Annotated in this window: 19 protein-coding genes; 5 read left to right on the top strand and 14 right to left on the bottom strand. The window is 53.5% G+C overall.

What is annotated here, in order from left to right; genetic code table 11:
- Positions 1-31 precede the first annotated feature (31 nt).
- The 6 genes from proX (O1V65_RS14945) to O1V65_RS14920 all read right to left on the bottom strand — a co-directional run bounded on the left by proX (O1V65_RS14945) (position 32) and on the right by O1V65_RS14920 (position 7,345).
- On the bottom strand, positions 32-1,027 hold the full coding sequence (gene proX, locus O1V65_RS14945; protein WP_084912876.1) for a glycine betaine/L-proline ABC transporter substrate-binding protein ProX: 996 nt from the start codon (positions 1,025-1,027) through the stop codon (positions 32-34).
- Between the two features lie 18 nt (positions 1,028-1,045).
- Positions 1,046-2,062, bottom strand: a complete 1,017-nt coding sequence (gene proX / locus O1V65_RS14940) for a glycine betaine/L-proline ABC transporter substrate-binding protein ProX (RefSeq protein ID WP_017491433.1) — start codon at positions 2,060-2,062, stop codon at positions 1,046-1,048.
- A gap of 11 nt (positions 2,063-2,073) precedes the next feature.
- Positions 2,074-3,264: a glycine betaine/L-proline ABC transporter permease ProW gene (gene proW / locus O1V65_RS14935; protein WP_017491432.1), complete on the bottom strand. Its 1,191-nt coding sequence runs from the start codon at positions 3,262-3,264 to the stop codon at positions 2,074-2,076.
- Positions 3,261-4,460 (bottom strand): glycine betaine/L-proline ABC transporter ATP-binding protein ProV, encoded by a 1,200-nt coding sequence (gene proV / locus O1V65_RS14930; RefSeq protein WP_017491431.1) that lies wholly within the window; start codon positions 4,458-4,460, stop codon positions 3,261-3,263. Before proV ends, proW begins: the two co-directional genes overlap by 4 nt.
- A gap of 519 nt (positions 4,461-4,979) precedes the next feature.
- Positions 4,980-5,696 (bottom strand): response regulator, encoded by a 717-nt coding sequence (locus O1V65_RS14925; RefSeq protein WP_017491430.1) that lies wholly within the window; start codon positions 5,694-5,696, stop codon positions 4,980-4,982.
- Positions 5,693-7,345 (bottom strand): ATP-binding protein, encoded by a 1,653-nt coding sequence (locus O1V65_RS14920; RefSeq protein ID WP_269129842.1) that lies wholly within the window; start codon positions 7,343-7,345, stop codon positions 5,693-5,695. The genes O1V65_RS14925 and O1V65_RS14920 overlap by 4 nt, the downstream gene beginning before the upstream one ends.
- A 203-nt stretch (positions 7,346-7,548) precedes the next feature.
- Here O1V65_RS14920 and O1V65_RS14915 point away from each other — a divergent pair, with 203 nt between their 5' ends.
- On the top strand, positions 7,549-8,940 hold the full coding sequence (locus O1V65_RS14915) for a 2-hydroxycarboxylate transporter family protein (protein WP_017491427.1): 1,392 nt from the start codon (positions 7,549-7,551) through the stop codon (positions 8,938-8,940).
- Positions 8,941-9,198: 258 nt separating this feature from the next.
- On the opposite strand, the gene nrdF is transcribed toward O1V65_RS14915, so the two are convergent.
- From nrdF to O1V65_RS14890, 5 genes are all read right to left on the bottom strand, one after another.
- Positions 9,199-10,182 carry a class 1b ribonucleoside-diphosphate reductase subunit beta gene (nrdF, locus tag O1V65_RS14910; RefSeq protein ID WP_017491426.1) on the bottom strand — a complete coding sequence of 328 codons (984 nt, stop codon included), beginning with the start codon at positions 10,180-10,182 and terminating at the stop codon, positions 9,199-9,201.
- 24 nt (positions 10,183-10,206) lie between these two features.
- Positions 10,207-12,357 carry a class 1b ribonucleoside-diphosphate reductase subunit alpha gene (gene nrdE, locus O1V65_RS14905; RefSeq protein ID WP_017491425.1) on the bottom strand — a complete coding sequence of 717 codons (2,151 nt, stop codon included), beginning with the start codon at positions 12,355-12,357 and terminating at the stop codon, positions 10,207-10,209.
- The gene (nrdI, locus tag O1V65_RS14900) at positions 12,339-12,743 is read right to left on the bottom strand and encodes a class Ib ribonucleoside-diphosphate reductase assembly flavoprotein NrdI (RefSeq protein WP_017491424.1); all 405 of its coding nucleotides are present in this window, start codon (positions 12,741-12,743) and stop codon (positions 12,339-12,341) included. Before nrdI ends, nrdE begins: the two co-directional genes overlap by 19 nt.
- Before the next feature lie 8 nt (positions 12,744-12,751).
- Positions 12,752-12,991, bottom strand: coding sequence for a glutaredoxin-like protein NrdH (gene nrdH / locus O1V65_RS14895; RefSeq protein ID WP_017491423.1), 240 nt, complete (start codon positions 12,989-12,991; stop codon positions 12,752-12,754).
- Positions 12,992-13,374: 383 nt separating this feature from the next.
- Entirely contained in the window at positions 13,375-13,683 is a 309-nt protein-coding gene (locus O1V65_RS14890; RefSeq protein ID WP_017491422.1) for a DUF883 family protein, read from the bottom strand.
- 333 nt (positions 13,684-14,016) lie between these two features.
- Between O1V65_RS14890 and O1V65_RS14885 the strand changes: the two genes are divergently transcribed.
- Positions 14,017-15,213 carry an MFS transporter gene (locus tag O1V65_RS14885; RefSeq protein WP_017491421.1) on the top strand — a complete coding sequence of 399 codons (1,197 nt, stop codon included), beginning with the start codon at positions 14,017-14,019 and terminating at the stop codon, positions 15,211-15,213.
- A 169-nt stretch (positions 15,214-15,382) separates the two neighbouring features.
- Positions 15,383-15,718: a DUF2002 family protein gene (locus O1V65_RS14880; RefSeq protein WP_017491420.1), complete on the top strand. Its 336-nt coding sequence runs from the start codon at positions 15,383-15,385 to the stop codon at positions 15,716-15,718.
- A gap of 53 nt (positions 15,719-15,771) precedes the next feature.
- Here O1V65_RS14880 and O1V65_RS14875 read toward each other — a convergent pair whose 3' ends face one another.
- On the bottom strand, positions 15,772-16,212 hold the full coding sequence (locus tag O1V65_RS14875) for a DUF1198 domain-containing protein (RefSeq protein WP_026110465.1): 441 nt from the start codon (positions 16,210-16,212) through the stop codon (positions 15,772-15,774).
- A gap of 147 nt (positions 16,213-16,359) precedes the next feature.
- Between O1V65_RS14875 and O1V65_RS14870 the strand changes: the two genes are divergently transcribed.
- Positions 16,360-16,884, top strand: coding sequence for a class IV adenylate cyclase (locus tag O1V65_RS14870; protein WP_017491418.1), 525 nt, complete (start codon positions 16,360-16,362; stop codon positions 16,882-16,884).
- Between the two features lie 53 nt (positions 16,885-16,937).
- Complete coding sequence (locus O1V65_RS14865) at positions 16,938-17,819, top strand: PhzF family phenazine biosynthesis protein (protein ID WP_192503372.1); 882 nt, start codon at positions 16,938-16,940, stop codon at positions 17,817-17,819.
- 4 nt (positions 17,820-17,823) lie between these two features.
- Here the strand turns inward: O1V65_RS14865 and O1V65_RS14860 are convergent, their stop codons facing one another.
- Together O1V65_RS14860 and O1V65_RS14855 are read right to left on the bottom strand one after the other, a co-directional pair.
- Positions 17,824-19,101 (bottom strand): lysine N(6)-hydroxylase/L-ornithine N(5)-oxygenase family protein, encoded by a 1,278-nt coding sequence (locus O1V65_RS14860; protein ID WP_017491416.1) that lies wholly within the window; start codon positions 19,099-19,101, stop codon positions 17,824-17,826.
- 66 nt (positions 19,102-19,167) lie between these two features.
- On the bottom strand, positions 19,168-20,022 hold the full coding sequence (locus O1V65_RS14855) for a LysR family transcriptional regulator (RefSeq protein ID WP_192503373.1): 855 nt from the start codon (positions 20,020-20,022) through the stop codon (positions 19,168-19,170).
- Positions 20,023-20,204: the final 182 nt, after the last annotated feature.

The raw sequence follows: 20,204 nt of genomic DNA, 5'->3' as shown, positions 1-20,204 counted from the left end.
CTTTTTCCCCACCATCAGATGCCGTTAAGCGTTATTTTGCTGCGGCAGCGGCCTCTTGAATCCAACCGTCGAAAATAGCCTGGTGAGCCTTGATCCAGCCGTTGGTCTGCGCCTCGATGTCAGCCTCTGAGCTTTGACCGTTGTGCATTGCCGCATTCTGCGCATTAATATCGGCCAGTGGCAGCTTCATGATGGCGAACAGCTTCGCGGCAGCCGGGTTAGCCTGCGCCCACTTGAGGTTAGCCACGATGTGCATGGTACTCACCGGGAAGCCATAGTTGCGGCCGTCAGGCAGTTTGGTATCGGCATTTTTGTCGCCCGGAATAACCGAGAACGGGACCTGTAACCAGACGGTATCTTTGCCTGGCACCAGTACGTTGCTGACCCAGTACGGCGTCCAGGTGTAGTAGAAGATAGGCTTACCTTCTTTATAGCGGGTAATGGTGTCAGCAATCATCGCTGAGTAGTTACCCTGATTGTGCTGCACGGTGTCGGTCAGGCCGTAGTCTTTAATCTGCTCGTTCAGCGCCGCCTCACAGCCCCAGCCCGGCGTACAACCGGTCAGGTCGGCCTTGCCATCACCGTTGGTGTCGAACAGCTTGGCGATTTTGGGATCTTTAAACTGGCTGATGTTGGTAATGTGATATTTCTGGGCGGTTTTTTTATCTATTAGATAGCCCTGTGCCGCGCCGGTCACGTAAGTGCCTTCGCGGTAGAACTTCTGCTTGCCACCGGCCGCGTTAAACATGTTGTCATGCAGCGGTGCCCAGTTGGCGGCCATAAAGGTGCCGTCGCCTTCTGCAATGGTGGTGTAACCGACGTTATAATCCACTTCACGGATAGGCTGAACGGTATAACCGAGTTTTTCCAACGCTTTATCGACCAGCAGAGTCTGGAAAGTCTCTTCGCTGATGGTGCTTTGGATAGGCGTCACGGTGACGCCTTTGCCCGGAAGGTCAGCCGCAAAAGCGGACGCAGAACCCAGAGTGCTCAGAGCGGCTATCGCCCAAAGAGTCTTTATCTTCATCATTATTGTTATCCCTAATTATTTATTCGCCGCGGCTTTGGCTTCGTCGAGCCAGCCGTTGTAGGTCGCCTGATGCGCTGTAATCCAGCCACTTACCTGGTCTTGAATATCTTGGGCGGAAGATTCGCCGTTGTGCATGCTCAGGTTCTGGGCGTTAACGTCCGCCAGCGGCAGCTTCATCACCGCAAACAGCTTCGCGGCGGCCGGATTGGCGGCGGCCCACTGTTTGTTGGCCACAATATGCTCGTTATTAACCGGGAAACCGTAGTTCTTGCCGTTAGGCAGCGTGGTATCGAGATTTTTTTGTGAACCCGTATTGGCCGAGAACGGCACCGTCAGCCAGAGCACATCCTTGCCCGGTTTCAGCACGTTGCTGACCCAGTAAGGCGTCCAGGTGTAATACAGCACCGGCTTGCCCTGACGATAGCGGGTCAGGGTATCGGCCATGATTGCCGCGTAGTTGCCGGAGTTTTGCTGCACGGTATTGCTCAGGCCGTAGGCTTTGAGCTGTGCATCGATAACCTCGCCGCAGCCCCATCCCGGCTCACAGCCGGTCAGGTCCGCTTTGCCGTCGCCGTTGTCGTCGAACAGCTTGGCGAGCTTAGGATCTTTCAGCTGCGACAGGTCGTGGATGTGGTACTTTTCGGCGGTTTTCTTGTCGATCAAATACCCCTGCGCTGCGCCGCTGATGTAAGTGCCTTCACGGTAGAACTTCTGGTTGCCACCGGCCGCGTTAAACATGTCGGTCTGTAGCGGATCCCAGTTAACGGCCATGTAGGTCGAGTCACCGCTGGCGATGGTGGTGTAGGCAACGTTGTAATCCACCTCGCTGGTGGGCTGCACGTCGTAACCCAGCGCTTTCAGCGCACGATTCACCAGTTCAGTTTGGAAAGATTCTTCGGCAATGGTGCTTTGCAGCGGTTTCACTACTACGCCTTTGCCCGGCAGGTCGGCCGCCATGGCCTGGCTGCCGAGAAGGGCGGTTAACGTCAGGGCCAGCAGGCCGCCGTGGCGTAATTTTTTTGAATGATTCATCGCTGCGATCCTCAGGCTTTTTTAGTGAAAGGTTTGGTGACCAGACCGATTGGGCCATGAGTAAACCAGCGATGGCCGCCTTTACTGCGACGGTCACGGCCTAATGCCTGAGTCAGGCGGTCCAGAATAATCGCCAGAATAACGATCCCGACACCGCCGATAGACGCAAGGCCCATATCCAGACGACCGATACCGCGCAGCACCATCTGACCCAGACCGCCTACGGCGATCATCGAAGCGATAACCACCATCGACAGCGCCAGCATCAGCGTCTGATTGATCCCAGCCATAATGGTCGGCATTGCCAGCGGCAGCTGAACCTTGAACAGCATCTGGCTCGGGCTTGAACCGAAGGATTCTGCCGCTTCAATCAGATCTTCGGGCACCTGATTGATGCCCAGAATTGTCAGACGCACGATAGGCGGCAGCGCAAAGATAATGGTGACGACCACGCCCGGCACGTTACCGATACCAAACAGCATGACTATCGGCACCAGATACACGAACGCCGGGGTCGTCTGCATGGCGTCGAGCAGTGGGCGGATAATCTTGGCCGCACCTTTGCTGCGCGCCAGCCATATTCCGAGCGGCAGACCTATCAATACGCAGAAGAACAGTGAGGTTAGCACCAGCGCCAGCGTGACCATGGCCTGAGACCAGGCACCGATCGCGCCTATCAACACCAGAGAAACCAGCGTGGTCGCACCCATGCCAAAACCGGCCATCTGCCAGGCGATCAGCGCAAAGATGACGATCGCGATCGGGGCGGGCAGCGACTCGAGGCCGTGCTGAAAGCCACTCAATACAAAATCGACCGGGACACGTATCCCCTGGAAGAGCGGGCGGAAGTGCGCAACAAGCCAGTCGATCCCGTCGGTTACCCAGCGGTCGAGCGGGATAAGCGTGTTGTGGAAAGGATCCAAAATATTAAAGTGCTGATGCTGCTCTGGCGCGACGTTCAGCCAGCTGTCGCTGCTCTGAGCCGCGGCGTGATGGCCTGCGTCCGGCGTGCTGGTGGTAGCACCGCTGTTGTCGGCGTCCCAGGGGTCAGTCGCCGCGGAGTCGGCCGGCGCAGCGCTCTGGGTTGCCGCATCGCTGCTGCCAGCAGCCCAAGGATCGCTGGCGGCGTCTGCGGCCTGTGCCGCCTGCGCATGTTGAACTATCGTACTGTTATTCAATGAATTAATAATTTGCTGTGTCATTCTGTTGCCCCCTCTTTATCCAACGCCTGAAGCAGCATGGCCTTGGAAATAATTCCGATATAGTTATTCTCCTCGCAGACCACAGGCACCGCACACGGTGCAGCGGCAACCTGTGAGATAAGCTCGCTGAGCGGCATGTCTGCCGGTACCGGCGCCGGTAATTCCAGCAGGGCACTTTCCAGCGGCTGATTTTCCTTTAGTGCACGTTTCAGAGAATCTGCCGACACAACGCCGATAAATTTCTGTCCGCGTTCAAGGACATAACCATATTCACGGTCTTCATCTTCGAGCAGCTTGAGGGCAGCACGAGGGCCAAAACCAGGGGTCTTACGGATGAGCGTCACCGGACGACGACGGGCGATGTCTTTGGCGCTGAATACCTGACTGATATCTACACCGCGGAAGAAGGTGCGCACATAGTCGTTGGCCGGATTGTTGAGGATTTCCTCCGGCGTGCCGACCTGCACCACTTCGCCGCCCTGCATAATGGCGATACGGTCGCCGATACGCATGGCTTCGTCGAGATCGTGGGAAATAAACACGATCGTACGTTGATGTTTTGACTGTAGTTTGACCAGCTCATCTTGCATCTCGGTGCGGATGAGCGGGTCGAGGGCAGAGAACGCCTCATCCATCAGCAGAATGTCGGGATTGTTAGCCATCGCACGGGCAAGGCCGACACGCTGACGCATACCGCCGGAAAGTTCGTCGGGATAGGAGTGGGCATAGCTTTCGAGACCGACCTGACGTAGCGCATCAAGCGCCTTCTCGTTGCGCTCGCTGACCGGAATCCCGGCAAGCTCCATCCCGAAGGCGGTATTGTTGAGCACGGTGAGGTGAGGCATCAGGGCAAAGGACTGGAAGACCATGCTGATTTTGCTTCTGCGCACCTGGCGCAGCTTGGCGTCGGAAATTTTGGCAATATCTTCGCCGTCAATCAGCACTTCGCCACGGGTTGGTTCTATCAGACGATTGAGAAGGCGTACCATGGTGGATTTTCCGGAGCCGGAAAGCCCCATGATGACAAAAATCTCGCCTTCTTCAATGGCCAGACTGGCGTTTTTCACACCAAGTGACAGACCCGTTTTTGCAAATATTTCTTCTTTTCCCTTACCCGCATCAATCAGCTTAAAGGCTCGCTCAGGTTGCTCGCCGAAGACTTTATATAAGTTCTTAACTTCGATTTTAATTGCCATGCAATTTTTCGTTTCCTTGGTCGTATTTTAAATACTGTTATTTGAATGAGTGTGATAGAAATTTCCTGTTAACGGAATATGGTGCGGCTTATACCCTAACACACTTAGAATCTGAGACAAGTCTCATGGTTTCCAGCTGGGTAATTAGGAAAGGTCTGATTATTCCCCGCATTTTCGCGCTGAGGCCTTGTCGGTTAAGGGATATTTGCGTGGGGCGTTGGTTAATTATTATTTGTCATATTTATAGTGTGAATTGAGTTGGCGCTATTAATTTACGTTGCGGATTTTAATTGTTATTAACAATTTAAATTGTTGATTTTGTTGTTTTTATTTTTAAAATTTGGCCAGAGATTTTTACAGTGTAAATAAAAGTGATTCCCCCTATTTCATCCTTTTTATGATTTTCAGGAATTAACGGGGAAATAGGCCATTTTATGGCGGGTTGACCGAGGGGAATTAGGCTGCTTGAGAGGAAAAAATACGCGGAAAACTCGGTGCGATCTCGGTGAAAATACGCCGCTATTCGGCGGCGTTTTCGGCGTGATTAGCTTTGCGATACAGGCGTCTTGGATGGCCGATATTTCCATACTGCATCTCGACCATAATGAACGCCGTTTCGACACAATATTCGAGATATCGGCGGCCCGTAGTTTTGCTGATCCCGACCTGTTCAACCACCTGATCGACCGACCAGTTACGCTCCGGCTGGCGAATGAAAACCTGCTTGATCAGTTCGAGGGTATTAGGCTCGATGCCCTTGGCCAACGGGGCTTCTGGCTGTTCACTGCCCGGCAGATTAAAGAGCTTGTCGAGACTCTGCTGGTCGAGCGTGGTCACGTTGCGCAGCGTCTGCGCCAGCTGCATAAAACGGGTGAGCGAACTCTGCAAGCGGTGAAACGAAACCGGCTTGATAATGTAGTCGAACGCCCCCGCGCGCATCGCCTGGCTACAGGTCGTCATGTCGCTGGCGGCGGTGATGAAAATCACCGAGCAGTCAATGCTCTTAAGCAACGATGAGTTGATAAGCTCGATGCCCTGACCGTCGGGCAAGAAATTGTCCAGCAACACCAGCCTTGGCCGGTATAGCTCCAGTAGCCTTCTGGCCTGTGCCAGCGTCGGGGCAATGCCCACCACCCGCAGGTTGAAGTTTTGCTCGATAAACTCACGGTGCAGCAGGCCGAGGTGGCTTTCGTCCTCAACAATTAATACATCCATGACGCTATAGTTATTGTTCATAGTGCTTTCTTGAAAGTAGGTGGCTGGTCATCGTTTATGAAAGGGATGAAGACCGTAAACACGGTGCCCTGTGGCCGATTATCGGAGATTTCAATCATCCCCTGCGCCTGACGGACATAACTCGCTACCACATAAAGCCCGATGCCATGTTCGCTGCCGGTGTGCTCAGAATGGCTTACAGGCTTGCTGCTGACGCCTTGTTCGAACAGGCGGGCGCGGATGTCGGCGTCGATTCCGCCACCGCTGTCCGCGACCTCAATAATCAGCTGGTCATTGCTATCGGTCAAATAAAGTTCAACCGGCGCGTGCGGCGCATCAACTTTTAAGCTGGCTTCCACCGCGTTATCAATAAGATTGCCGACTATCGACATCAGCTCGTTTTCGCCAAGCGCGGCGGGGAGGTGTGCGAGCTGACAGCCGGGATCAAAGTCCAGCTCGATGCCCTTTTCCTTGGCGCTGACGTATTTGCCGAGCAGCAGACCGCACAGCGCGGGCGATTTGAAGCGCTGCGAGACGAAGTCCAGCACCGCTTGGGCACCCTCTGACTGCGCCTGCACGTAGCGCAGCGCTTCATCATAACGCTGCATTTGCAGCAGGCCGGCGAGGGTGGCGGTCCAGTTGAGCTGCTCGTGGCGCATGATGCGAAGGTTATCGGCGTAGCGTGTCACCTGACTCAGCTGGCTGCTCAGGGTATTAATGTCATTTTTATCACGGAAGCTAAACACCCAGCCGTGCAGCGCCGGAGGGGGCAATTCGAGCGGTACGCGGTTAACAATCACCGGACGCTGGTTGAACAGCGCCATCTCATCGTGGCGTTCTCCCGTTGCAGCCTGCGCGGTGAAGAAATCTGGCGCGGTGGCAATGGGATCAGTAATCGGTTGGCCAATGAGCTGCGCTTCCGGCTGCTCGAGCCCCAGTAACTCGCGTGCGGCACGGTTGATGGTCAGAATATTCAGCCGATCGTCGATGGCGACTACGCCCTCATAGATGGCTTCCATCAGTGCCTTTTGCTGGCGTACCAGCAAAGAGATATCACGTGGCTCAAGCCAGAACATCTGCTTTTTCAGGTTTTTGCTAAACAACCATGAGAAGAGGAACAGCGCCAACAGCAGCAGCAGGCCAAACAGCAGCGCCTGCGCCAGCTGACGCAGGGTGATGTCGTTGATGTAGGAGGTGAGATAGCCCACCGAGACGATGCCAACCACCTGATTTTGTGCATTAACAATCGGCGCTTTGCTGCGCAGCGACACGCCGATTCCACCCTGTCTAATCGAGATAATGGTTTTGCCCGCCAGCACTTCGGCGTTGTCACCCCCAACCATCGGATGATTGACGCTCTGCGGCTGACTCGAGTGGTAGAGATGAATCTCGTGGCTGTCGCCAATCACGATATAGCTGGCGTCGCTGTGCTGGCTCAGCGGGGTAATAAGACGCGAGATGCCAGCCGTATCCTTTGCCTCGACCAGCGCTGGCAGGTTGGGGATCAGCGCAATCTCGCTGGCCTGAACCTTGGCTCGATTGCCTAAGTCGCGGTGCATCTGTCGGTCGACAATGTGAAACAGAAATGCACCGAGCACCATCAGGAGCACGCAGGAAAAGGCCACCAGGCAGAGGAATAATTTTATTTGAAAACTGAACTTCGCGCGCATCTGCCTGACTCGATATTTTAGGGGAACGGGTCTTTTTACTAAAAAAACAGGAATGATTATACGATTATTAACATTAACTCCATAAAAACCATAAGAACCTTTAACACTGCGGTTTTAATTTGAATACTGTCACAGCTCCGCAGGTCGCCGATTTCTATCCTCTCTTTCTAAGACCAACAAGAATGAAGAAAGAGGACCTTGTTATGAGCACAACAGACGATTCCTACATTGTCGTAAAGGAAAAAGATCCCGTGGCAAAGGAGCTCGCCGCTGCCCGCCAATTGGTGAGTCAAACCGCCCTGCGCGACAAATGGTGGCGCGTGCTGGACAACTACAAGGTCGGTATCATCCCACTGCCGTTCTTTCTTCTTGCCGGCGTACTCATTCTGCTCGACTGCCTGAGCGGTAAACTGCCGAGCGACATCGTGGTAATGGTCGCGACGCTGGCGTTCTTCGGCTTTGCCTGCGGAGAATTTGGCAAACGTCTGCCGCTACTCGGTAAACTCGGTGCAGCCGCGATTTGCGCCACCTTTATCCCTTCCGCGATGGTGCACTACGGCCTGCTGCCCGACGTTGTCGTCGAATCAACCACCAAGTTCTATAAATCAACCAATATCCTCTACCTTTATATCTGCTGCATTATCGTGGGTAGCATCATGAGCATGAACCGCCAGGCGCTGATCCAGGGCTTCTTGCGGATCTTTGTGCCGATGCTGTGCGGTGAAATCGTCGGCATGCTGGTGGGAATGGGCGTGGGTATGGCGATGGGGTTGCCGCCGTTCCAGATCTTCTTCTTCCTGATCCTGCCTATCATGGCCGGGGGCGTGGGTGAGGGGGCGATCCCACTGTCGATGGGTTATGCGGCGCTGCTGCACATGGAGCAGGGTGTCGCGCTCGGCAAGATCCTGCCGATAGTGATGCTCGGCGGCCTGACGGCCATCGTGCTCGCCGGGATCCTCAACCAGCTGGGTAAACGTTTTCCGCATCTGACCGGTGAAGGTTCTCTGATGCCAGCCAAAAAAGGCGCGATTGCCAACGGTAACGACGAGTTTGAGGGAACGCCGGGCATCAACGCGCTGGCCTGCGGTGCGCTGTTGGCGATTCTGCTGTACATGGTGGGGATGCTCGGTCAGCGTCTGATTGGCCTGCCTGCGCCGGTCGGCATGCTGTTTGCGGCGGTGGCAGTCAAGCTGATGCACGGGGTGTCACCGACCATTCAGCACGGCTCGATGGCGGTCTATAAATTCTTCCGCACGGCGGTGACCTATCCGATTCTGTTTGCCGTAGGCGTGGCGATTACCCCTTGGCAGGAACTGATGGATGCCTTCACGATTCAGAATCTGGTGGTTATCATCTCGACGGTGTGCGCGCTGGTGGGCACCGGTTTCATCGTCGGTAAAAAGATTGGCATGCATCCTATCGACGTGGCTATCGTCTCCTGCTGCCAGAGCGGGCAGGGCGGCACCGGCGACGTGGCGATCCTGACCTCGGGCAACCGTATGACGCTGATGCCGTTCGCGCAGATTGCGACCCGTATCGGCGGTGCCATCAACGTCTCCGTGGGTCTGCTGGTGCTGGCCAAGTTCTTCTCCTGACCCTTAACGGTCCATCTCCGATTGTTGTCGGACGTGGACCGCGCCTCATGCCACCACCAATTTCAAATATTTCATCACCAAAGCGGGAAGGAATAACGCCGCCTAAAGATATGTCGCATAACTGCGTGGTGCCCGGGCGTACCGGTAATCATCTGATCGACGAAAAGGGCAATCAGGTAACCTACCGCGGTAAGGCCTATCGGGCCGCGTACTGGACCCGAGGAGGCTTTTTTATGAGGCTAACTGAGAAGACGAGAATTAGAAATCCCAGTCCTCGTCTTCGGTATTGACCGCTTTACCAATAACGTAAGAAGAGCCGGAACCTGAGAAGAAGTCGTGGTTTTCATCGGCGTTTGGCGATAATGCCGACAGAATTGCCGGGTTAACTTCCGCCATGCTGGCTGGGAACAGCGCCTCGTAACCCAAGTTCATCAGCGCTTTATTAGCGTTGTAATGCAGGAATTTCTTAACGTCCTCGCTCCAACCCACACCGTCATACAGCTCTTCGGTATAGCGAATTTCGTTGTCATACAGGTCCTGAATCAGGTCAAACGCCTGATCCTTAACCTGCCTTTGACGCTCCTCGCTCTCAAGTTTCAACGCCTGTTGGAATTTGTAGCCAATGTAGTAACCGTGCACCGCTTCGTCACGAATGATCAGACGAATCAGGTCGGCGGTGTTGGTCAGCTTGGCGCGGCTCGACCAGTACATTGGCAGATAGAAGCCTGAATAGAACAGGAATGACTCCAGGAACACGCTGGCGACTTTCTTCATCAACGGATCTTCGCCGTTGTAGTAAGAGAGGATAATCGCGGCCTTGTTTTGCAGCGCAACGTTTTCCTCACTCCAGCGATAAGCGTCGTCAACGTCCGAAGTCATGCACAGCGTCGAGAAAATCGAACTGTAGGAGCGTGCGTGCACCGCCTCCATGAAGCAGATATTCGAGTAAACCGCCTCCTCATGCGGGGTGACGGCGTCTTTCATCAGCGTGGGCGCGCCGACAATGTTCTGCACCGTATCGAGCAGCGTCAGGCCGGTGAACACGCGAATTGTCAGCTGCTTCTCTTTGGCGCTCAGCGTCGCCCAGGAAGGAATGTCGTTGGATAATGGGACCTTTTCCGGCAGCCAGAAATTGGAGGTCAGACGGTTCCACACCTCGAGATCTTTGTCGTCCTGGATCTTGTTCCAGTTAATGGCTTTGCTGATTGGCTGTGCCGGCAGCAGTTGTTTAACCGAGCTCATGCGATTTCCTTAAATTTGTTCCCGTTAAAGCGTGCAAGACACACAGCCCTGAACTTCGGTACCTTCCAGCGCCATCTGGCGCAGACGGATGTAATAGATAGTCTTGATGCCCTTACGCCAGGCGTAGATTTGCGCCTTGTTGATGTCGCGCGTGGTGGCGGTATCGCGGAAGAACAGTGTCAGCGACAGGCCCTGATCCACGTGCTGCGTGGCTTCGGCGTAGGTATCGATAATCTTCTCGGGACCAATCTCGTAGGCGTCCTGATAGTATTCCAGATTGTCATTGGTCATAAACGCGGCCGGATAGTAAACGCGGCCGATTTTGCCCTCTTTACGGATTTCTACCCGTGAGACAATCGGGTGAATACTTGAGGTCGAGTTATTAATGTAAGAGATAGAACCGGTCGGCGGCACCGCCTGCAGGTTCTGGTTGTACAGGCCATGCGCCATCACTGATTCTTTCAGCGCCGTCCACTCGGCAACGCCCGGCACGGCAATGCCTGCGTCGTCAAACAGCTGGCGTACGCGTTCGGTTTTCGGATGCCAGATGTCCTGCAAATACTTGTCAAAATAGCCGCCGCTGGCGTAGGTGGAGTCTTCAAAGCCTTTAAACGTCTGGCCGCGTTCGATGGCCAAGAGGTTTGATGCCCGCACCGCGTGATAGGCTACGGTATAGAAATAGAGGTTGGTGAAGTCAAGCGCTTCTGGCGAACCATAATAGATGCGTTCACGCGCCAGATAGCCGTGCAGGTTCATCTGGCCGAGCCCGATGGCGTGAGAGTCATTGTTGCCTTGTTCTACCGACGGCACCGAACGGATGTTGCTCATATCGGACACGGCAGTCAGCGCGCGAATCGACATTTCAACCGTTTGGCCCAGATCCGGCGAGTCCATCGCGGCGGCGATATTCAGTGAGCCGAGGTTGCAGGAGATGTCCTTGCCGATTTTCTCGTAGGACAAGTCTTCGCCGTACACCGTCGCCGAGTTGACCTGCAAGATTTCCGAGCACAGGTTGCTCATGTTGATGCGGCCCTTGATAGGGTTGGCGCGGTTCACCGTATCCTCGAACATCATATAAGGGTAGCCGGATTCAAACTGAATCTCAGCCAACACCTGGAAGAACTCGCGGGCGTTGATTTTGGTTTTATGGATGCGCTTGTCGTTGACCATTTCGCGATACTTCTCGCTGATGCTGATTTCAGACATCGGCACACCGTAAACCTTCTCGACGTGATACGGCGAGAACAGATACATGTCTTCGTTGTTTTTCGCCAGCTCGAAGGTGATATCCGGAATAACCACGCCGAGAGACAGCGTTTTTATGCGGATCTTCTCGTCGGCGTTTTCGCGCTTGGTGTCGAGGAAACGCAGAATGTCCGGGTGGTGCGCGTTGAGATAGACCGCGCCAGCCCCCTGACGTGCACCCAGCTGATTAGCATAGGAGAAGGCGTCTTCCAGCATCTTCATAATCGGGATCACCCCCGATGACTGATTTTCGATACGCTTGATAGGCGCACCGACCTCACGGATGTTGGTCAGCATAAAGGCCACGCCACCGCCGCGTTTTGACAGCTGCAGGGCAGAGTTTACCGAGCGGCCAATCGACTCCATGTTGTCTTCGATACGCAGCAGGAAGCACGAGACCAGTTCACCGCGCTGTTTCTTGCCGCAGTTAAGGAAGGTCGGTGTCGCAGGCTGGAAACGGCCGCTGATGATTTCGTCGACCAGATGGCTGGCGAGCTTGATATCACCCTGCGCCAGCGTCATGGCGACCAGACACACGCGGTCTTCGTAGCGTTCAAGGTAGCGCTTGCCGTCAAAGGTTTTCAGCGTGTAGCTGGTGTAATACTTGAATGCGCCCAGGAAAGTCTGGAAGCGGAATTTTTTAGCGTAAGCCTGTTTAAACAGACGCTTGGTCGATTCAAAGTCGTATTGATCGAGGACTTCAGCGTCGTAATAGCCTTCTTCGACCAGATAACGCAGCTTCTCCGCCAGATTGTGGAAGAACACCGTGTTCTGATTCACATGCTGAAGAAAATACTGACGTGCGGCCAGTCTGTCTTTGTCGAACTGAATTTTACCTTCGGCATCGAACAGATTTAACATCGCGTTAAGCGCGTGATAGTCCGGTGTGCCGACGCCCGGATCGGTGATTGCTAGTTCTGTCGCTGCCAAAATTCAGTTACTCCCTGCTTGACCTTTGCAACGTCGTCCGGTGTGCCCAGCAGCTCAAAGCGATAAAGGTAGGGGACCTTACACTTCTGCGAGACGATTTCACCGGCAATGCAGTACGCTGCGCCGAAATTAGTGTTACCCGCGGCAATAACGCCGCGAATGAGTGAACGATTGTGTTCGTCGTTGAGGAAGTGGATCACCTGTCTGGGGACTGCCCCGACCGCTGTTCCGCCGCCATAGCTGGGGACCAGCAAAATGTAGGGGCAATCCATTCGCAGTTTTTCGCCTTGAGGTGCAATCGGTATTCTGACTGCGGGCAAACCCAGTTTGCCGACAAAGCGGTGGGTGTTTTCCGACTTGCTCGAAAAATACACCAGACAGCTCATGGCCTGCCTCAGTGTGTTTCTTGCAGTTGGCGCAGCGCGGTGATTTTATCAGGACGGAAACCTGACCAGTGGTCATCACCGGCGACAATGACGGGAACTTGCTGATAACCCAGCGCACGAACCTGACCTAATGCCTGAGCGTCCTGCGTTAAATCGACAACTTGGTAATCAATGCCATGTTTATCCATAGCACGGTAAGTGGCGTTGCATTGCACGCAGTCTGGCTTGCTGTAAATGATTATGCTCATGATTCGCATTTACCTTTAGGGTAAGATGACTGAAACGTTTACGGCTTATATTCCGCGTATCTTGCAGGAGATAAGCCGTAAGATGAGTATCGAAGGGTTATCCGTATTCGATGAAAAGAATACTAGATGTAGTGGCTGTATTTATCAACCCGCCTAGATATAGGCTTTTTGCATGATTGATTACCGAACATACGGAAAAGGCCGACAGGCCGCGTGGAATCAGGCTTAGCTTTTTTTCGATTTTTTAAAGAATTTTTGTAAAGGTGAAATCGCTCACATATTAAGCTGATTGTCTTTGCCGCAATAAAAAAACGCCCCAATGCGGCATCACCTGCATTGGGGCGTTTTAACGCGAAAGATTATTTTGGCGTGGTCGAAAGGCCTTATTTACGGCCCAGTAAAACCCCTAAGACGATACCCACGGCGGCACCGACTCCGACACCGTGCCATGGATTCTCTTTCACATAATCGGTGGCCTGGCTGGCAGCGTCTCGAGCGTGCTGGGTCAAATTTGTGTTGCCGTTAAAGCGGGAACGGGCATCGCGTAATACGCCTTCTGCCTTGCCGCGAATTTTCTCCAGCTCTTCCTTGGTTTTTGAATTACCGGATTTCAATACTTCATCCAAGGTGTCAGCCAGCAAAGTAATATCTTCATCGGCATTACGTTCAAATTTCTCTGTTTTCTTAAACATTAAGCTCTCCTTGTTATGAACTCTTTTATTTTGAAGCCTGGTTTTAAGACTTGAATTAAGCATAGCCCAATATAATGCCCTGTGACCGATATCACGTGTATCTGAGTGTTTAATGCGCAATCTGAAGATGAAAATCAGCTTTTTTGTACCTTGCGCAGTGTGATTTTCTTCAGGGCTGGCGCGGGATTGCAGCCTATGACTCAGATTTATCTGCAAAAAAGCGGCCGGTGTGACAATTGATGACATTTTTAAAACGTATTTTCATTTGCAGGGCGGAAAAACCTGTTTATGCTGTGAATTCCTCAAAACTGTGATCACCATCCAGGCCAGTCAATGTCACCCACTAAGTTCCAAACTAATTTACAGTTGAATAAACGCATACTGTCGATAGTTATTTTTACTTTCGTTTGCTATTTGAGTATCGGTTTACCGCTCGCGGTATTGCCCGGATTCGTACACGGCAAACTTGGCTTTAATTCGGTTCTCGCGGGCCTGATTATCAGCGTGCAATATTTCGCGACCCTGGCCAGCCGACCTCATGCAGGGCGTTACGCTGACCACATTGGTCCCAAGAAAGTGGTTATTTTTGGCCTTTCCTGCTGCGGAATAAGTGGCTTAATGTACGTATTTGCCTCGTTAACCACCGCCACACCGATGCTGAGCCTGATTCTGCTCTGCGTGGGCCGCGTATTTCTGGGCGTAGGGGAGAGCTTTGCCGCCACCGGCACTATCCTATGGGGCATCGGCGCAACCAATCCGATTCATACCGGACGCGTGATTTCGTGGAACGGCGTGGCCACCTATGGCGCGATGGCGGCGGGCGCGCCCTTAGGCGTCTTCCTTAACGCGCACTGGGGCCTGGTGGGGGTCGCCGTCACTATCCTGATTATTGCCGCGTTGGCGATTGCGCTGGCGAGCACCAAGCCGGCCATTACTGTCGTCACCGGTAAACGTCTGGCGTTTCGTACCGTGGTCGGCAAAATTTGGATGCACGGCCTGGGATTAGGCTTCGGCACCATCGGCTTCGGGGTAATCGCGACCTTTATCACCCTCTATTATGCCGACAAAGGCTGGTCGGGCGCGGCGTTCACGCTGACCGTCTTCAGTCTTGGATTCGTGGGTATGCGCTTGATCTTCGGGAGCAATATTGCTCGTTTCGGCGGCCTGAAAGTCTCCGTGGTGTCGTTTGTGATTGAAATCATTGGCCTGCTGATGATTTGGCACGGGCACAGCCCGTTCAGCGTTGAAATTGGCGCGTTCCTGACAGGTTCTGGCTTCTCGCTAGTGTTTCCTGCGCTCGGCGTCGAGGCGGTGAAACAGGTACCTCAGCAGAATCAGGGCACGGCGTTAGGAACCTACTCAGCGTTTCTGGATCTCGGGCTGGGCATTACCGGCCCGGTTGCCGGACTGGTTATTTCACATTTCGGTACCCCGTCTATCTATCTCGCTGCCGCCTTTATGGTCCTGCTGGCGATGCTTATTACGCTGAAGATGATGCGTGATGCGCAAATGCAAAATGACGGTCAATAAGTTAAATCTAAAAAGACGGTAATTTGTTAAACATTCCCGGCAGGAAGGTGAGATCCTGCCGGGAAAAGCTTAGATAAATCCTAAATTCCCCTCATTAAGACGTAAATGCATTGTTTGGCAGGTTTATTGCGGTAAGGTCGCTTTGCAGTTTTGAGAGCGAGGATAAACCATGTATTTACGGCCCGACGAAGTGGCAAAAGTTTTAGAAACATCAGGATTTGAACGGGATTTTGTCGACGATAAAGCCTATGGCTATCGCCGTGGGGATCATTACGTTTACGTAAACCGCGAAGCACGTTTTGGTCGCACGGCGCTGGTGATTCATCCGGCGATGAAGGAGCGCAGCGAACGCTTTGCCGAACCGACCGCGTCATTTCGCAGCAGCGGTGTCTACACCCAGTTTCCTCTCGATCTTGAGAGCGAAGTGACCGCGTACTACGGCATCTGCCACGGCTTTAGCTCACGCCAGTTGCTCGCCAATTATCTGGACAACGTTTTCAGATAATCGGTTTTGTCCCTTCCCCCAACGTCTTGGGGGAAGCAGACCAGGCCGTCTTGCTACACCAGATGCAGTTGGTTGAAGGTCTCATTGTAGCTGCGGCGAAACTGTGCCAGCTCGAAAGGCTCGATATCAAGCTCCGAGAAGTAAAACAGCGCCAGCTCCGCGTGTTCGCTGGTCAGCACCGGATCGAGATGCGCGCGCACCAGCACGTTACGCCAGTGGGCAATGTTTTCGTCCGAGGCATCTTTGATAAAAGTGTGATAGATAAAAACAATATACGCCGCCTTACGAATTTCTTCCGCGTAGCCCCCGCTAATCGAGCGAATAAACATCGCACTCTGACGTTTACCCATCTCCAGCAGCATGGAATCAATATATACCGGCTTGATTTTTAACAGGCTGGCCAGCGAGTCATTGGCCTTTCGCGTATCCGCGGTCATGAACCAGTATCCCACCACAAAAACGACAACCAGTGCAGCAATCATAATCCATATCATTCTTGACTTGGGCCTCCGGCCTTAGTGCGTAATGCCAATGAGTTTATAGGGTTACTGCACATTATCAACTGCAAAAAGTGGTTGAAACTGATAGCTTCATATTGCAGTGATAGACTGAGTTATTCCCCGCTGTTTATGGAGTTTGCCATGGCTCGTAATGTTGAAATCAAAGCACGGATTGATGATTTTTCTGCGCTGTACGCCAAGATAGCGCTGCTGGCCGACGGTGTGCCAGAGCTTATCGACCAGGATGACACTTTCTTTGTTTGTCCGCACGGCCGCCTCAAGCTGCGCAAGCTGGGGCCCGACAGCGGTGAGCTGATTTTTTACAAGCGCGCCGATCGTGCGGGTCCGAAAACCAGTTTCTATTCGCTTTCTGAAACACAGGACCCTGACGGGCTTCGTGAAACGTTGACGCTGGCCTACGGCAGCGCCGGTCGGGTGATAAAACAGCGTACGCTGTTCATGGTCGGGCAGACCCGGCTGCATCTGGATCGCGTCAAGCATCTCGGCGACTATCTCGAGTTTGAAGTCGTACTCGAAGACCATGAGACCGAAGAGCAGGGGATTGCCATCGCCGAAGATTTACTCGAACGACTCGATATTCAGCGTCAGGAGCTGGTAGATCAAGCCTACGTCGATTTGCTCCGCAAACAGCAACACCCGCGCTGAGTCGTCTTAATCAAGCCGTTTACTTTCTAAATATTTTCTTAAGAGCCTATTTTATGTCCGTTAAACGCCGTTTTAAGCAGGTCGATGTTTTTACCGCCGAGCCCCTGAAGGGTAATCCGCTGGCCGTTGTTCTTGATGCCGAGGGCTTGAGCGACGCGCAGTTGCAGGCCTTTGCCCGCTGGACAAATTTGTCGGAGACGACCTTCGCCTTGCCGCCTACCGACCCGCGCGCCGATTACCGCGTGCGCATTTTCACCCCCGATACCGAGTTCCCGTTCGCCGGCCACCCGACGCTGGGGACGGCGCACGCGCTGCTGGAGTCTGGTTTGGTCCCTAAAACGCCGGGTACGCTGATTCAGGAGTGCGGCGTCGGCCTGGTTTCCGTTAAGCTTCTTCCTGAGGGCGGACTGGCGTTTGCCGCGCCGAGCGCCGAGATTTCAGTATTGCCCGCGTCGCTCTATTCGCTGCTTGATGACGCCATGCAGCATGGCGGTCGCCAGACTAACGTTGACGCCTGGGTCGTCACGATGGGCATCAGCTGGTTGGTGGTCAGAATGCCTGACGCCGAAGCCTGTTTGCGGGTTAAGGCCGACATCGACGCACTTGCCGCACTGCAAAAGCAGGCTGGCGTAAATGGCCTGGCAATTTATGGTCCGCATCCGCCAGGGGCAGCGGTAGACTATGAAGTAAGAGCTTTGCTGGTTGAGCAAAACCAGCTGGTGGAAGACCCGGTTACTGGCAGCGCCAATGCCTGTCTGGCGCGCGTACTTCAGCAGCTTAACTTCCCGGACGGCGGCGAGACCTCGAAGCATTACCGCGTTCGTCAGGGCACGCAGCGTCACCGCGATGGTCGAGTTTTTGTGCGCTATGAGCAGCAGCAACCGTGGATTGGCGGTGAAACAGTCACCCTCATCGACGGCAGTATCAGGCTGTAAAACGCTATTTCCCCGGCCACCACTGCACCAATGACTGGCTGGGGCTTATGTCGTAATGCGCCTTGCCCAACAGGTGATTGATGATTTTTGCCGAGCGCCAGGCGGTGAGCGTCAACTGGCCCTCGGCGCTGCCGTGGCTGTGGATCCCGGCATTGACCGCATAAATACGGTGAGTATCCGGTCCGTTCCAGCGAAGATTAAAATTCGCCTCCAGCGGCAGATGCTGCTCCCCATCGTAAGGGATTCTCTCCAATAGCGGTTTGAGATACTCGGGCAGTCCGGGACGATAGCCGGTGGCTAAAATCACGATGTCAGCCTCAAAATGCTCATCGCATTGGCTCAGCCCATGCTCAGCCTTCAACTCAAAGCGGTCCTCGGCGCGGCGGATGACGCTTTTCAAGGCACGATGCGGCAACAGGGAGACGTTGCGCGGTTGTTGCAGCACATCAAACTTGTGATAAAGATGCTGATAGATTTTCTCCAGCGTATGGTAGCTGATGCCGTCCGACGGCAGTTTCTGCGTCCTTATCTCCTGTTGGCGAACCTCTTCCGGCAGAGTATAAAAATAGTTTACGTATTCCGGGGTGAAGTACTCATTGGTAAAGATTGATTCGTCCAGCGGCTGAAAATTGGGGCGACGCGACAGCCAGCTCAGGTTTGCCGGTTCTCCCCAGTGGCCGTCGAGCGTGTTGAGCATTACGTCAGCGCCGCTTTGGCCGCCGCCGACGATGATCACCCTTTTGCCGGTAAAGTCCGGCTCCAGCAGGGCGATTTCTGCCGCGTGAAAGCAATTTTTCCCCAGCGCCGACTGCGCCGCTTTCGGCACCCAGGGGGCGTGACCGGTGCCTAAACAGATATGCTGTGACTGGAATTTTCCTTGCGAAGTCTGTACCTCAAAACACCCCTCGCTGTCATTAAAATCAATCTGCTCTACCGGGTGTGAGAAGTGCAGATTTGGCATCTTATCGCATGCCCATCGCAGATAATCTGAAAACTCGTCGCGGCTAATGATTAACTGCTCGGTTGCCAGAAAACGATAAATTTTTTTGCGCTCGACCAGATAGTTGATGAACGAGAATTCACTGCGCGGAGAGACCGTGGTGACTAAATCCTGCAAAACATAAGTCTGCATCGTGGCCGTGGGCAGCAGCATGCCGGGATGCCAGCCAAATTCGCTATTGGCATCGAAAAAAGCGCTACGTATCAGGCCACTGTCCTTTGCCATCGCTGCCAGACTGAGATTGAAAGGGCCAATACCGACCCCAATAAGATCAAGAGTCATATCCGTTGCTCGCTGATTAAGGTCTATTAATCATAGACGATAGAAATCGGCTTTTTGCCCCGCGCGCTATGGCTGGTTACTTTTTAGAATATTAATAAATGACTGCATCATCGGCGAAGATTGAAGATTATAGCGATACAGCAGCCAGGTGCGGTTTTTCACCGGTTGGCCCTCGAGGGTAATGGGGCGACGATACAGGCTGTCAGGTAATGGGAGATAGCTTGAAATAATCGCGTAGCCCAGCCCATGGGTGACCATACCGAGACAAACCTCAAGTTTATCAACGGTCATCGCAATATTCGGTGCGTGAGAAAAATTGGCGTTCCACCAGCGTTCGAGCAACTGTGTGACGTGCTGGCCGTGAACAATGCGAATCTGCGGCAGGTGGGGCAATAGTGCAAAATCAAAGTCTTGCTGGCCGATCAGCAGATAGTCGTCCTCATCAATCAGTTCCTTGCCTTCTTTCCAGTGGTAGTCATCTTTAACGATGGCGATATCAATCTCGCCGCGCTGCAACAGCGTGAAAATCTCCTCGCTCAGGCCGCTCATCAGATTGATACGAATCCCGGGATGCGACTGCCGAAAACGGCTCAACAGCGGCGGCAGGCGATAAGCGGCGTAGTTGCTCGACACGCCAATGGCTATTTCACCCTGTTGCGCCATCTCCAGACTGTGCAGATTCTCCTTGAGCTGCTGTAGGTCGCGTAACACCTTCTGTGCGTGCTGCGCCAGATATTCACCCTGTGCGCTGAACACCAGACCTTTATGGCCCTCTTCAAACAGCCGAATCTCAAGCTTGCGCTCGATCTGTTTAAGCCGATAACTCAGGGCCGGTTGCGAGGTGTAAAGCTGCTCTGCGGCGCGGGTAATATTTTTGTGCTGATAGACGCTGTGAATAATGAGCCAGTCTTTTTCATTCACGATTGATACCGCCGTTTATTCAAGCCATAAAAGAATTTTTGCATGAAAGGGGCGTGAGATAAAAACACTTAATTGGACGGCAGGCAGAAAATCCCCTATTTCTGATGTTTACCGCTAATCACGCCACAAAGGCCGCCAGATTAAGCCTATATCAGGAATTACTCTGCACCAGCTCAGGGAAA

It is taken from the genome of Rouxiella badensis, from assembly GCF_026967515.2.
Taxonomy (GTDB): domain Bacteria; phylum Pseudomonadota; class Gammaproteobacteria; order Enterobacterales; family Enterobacteriaceae; genus Rouxiella; species Rouxiella badensis.
This window is presented reverse-complemented; position numbering and strand designations above follow the sequence as displayed.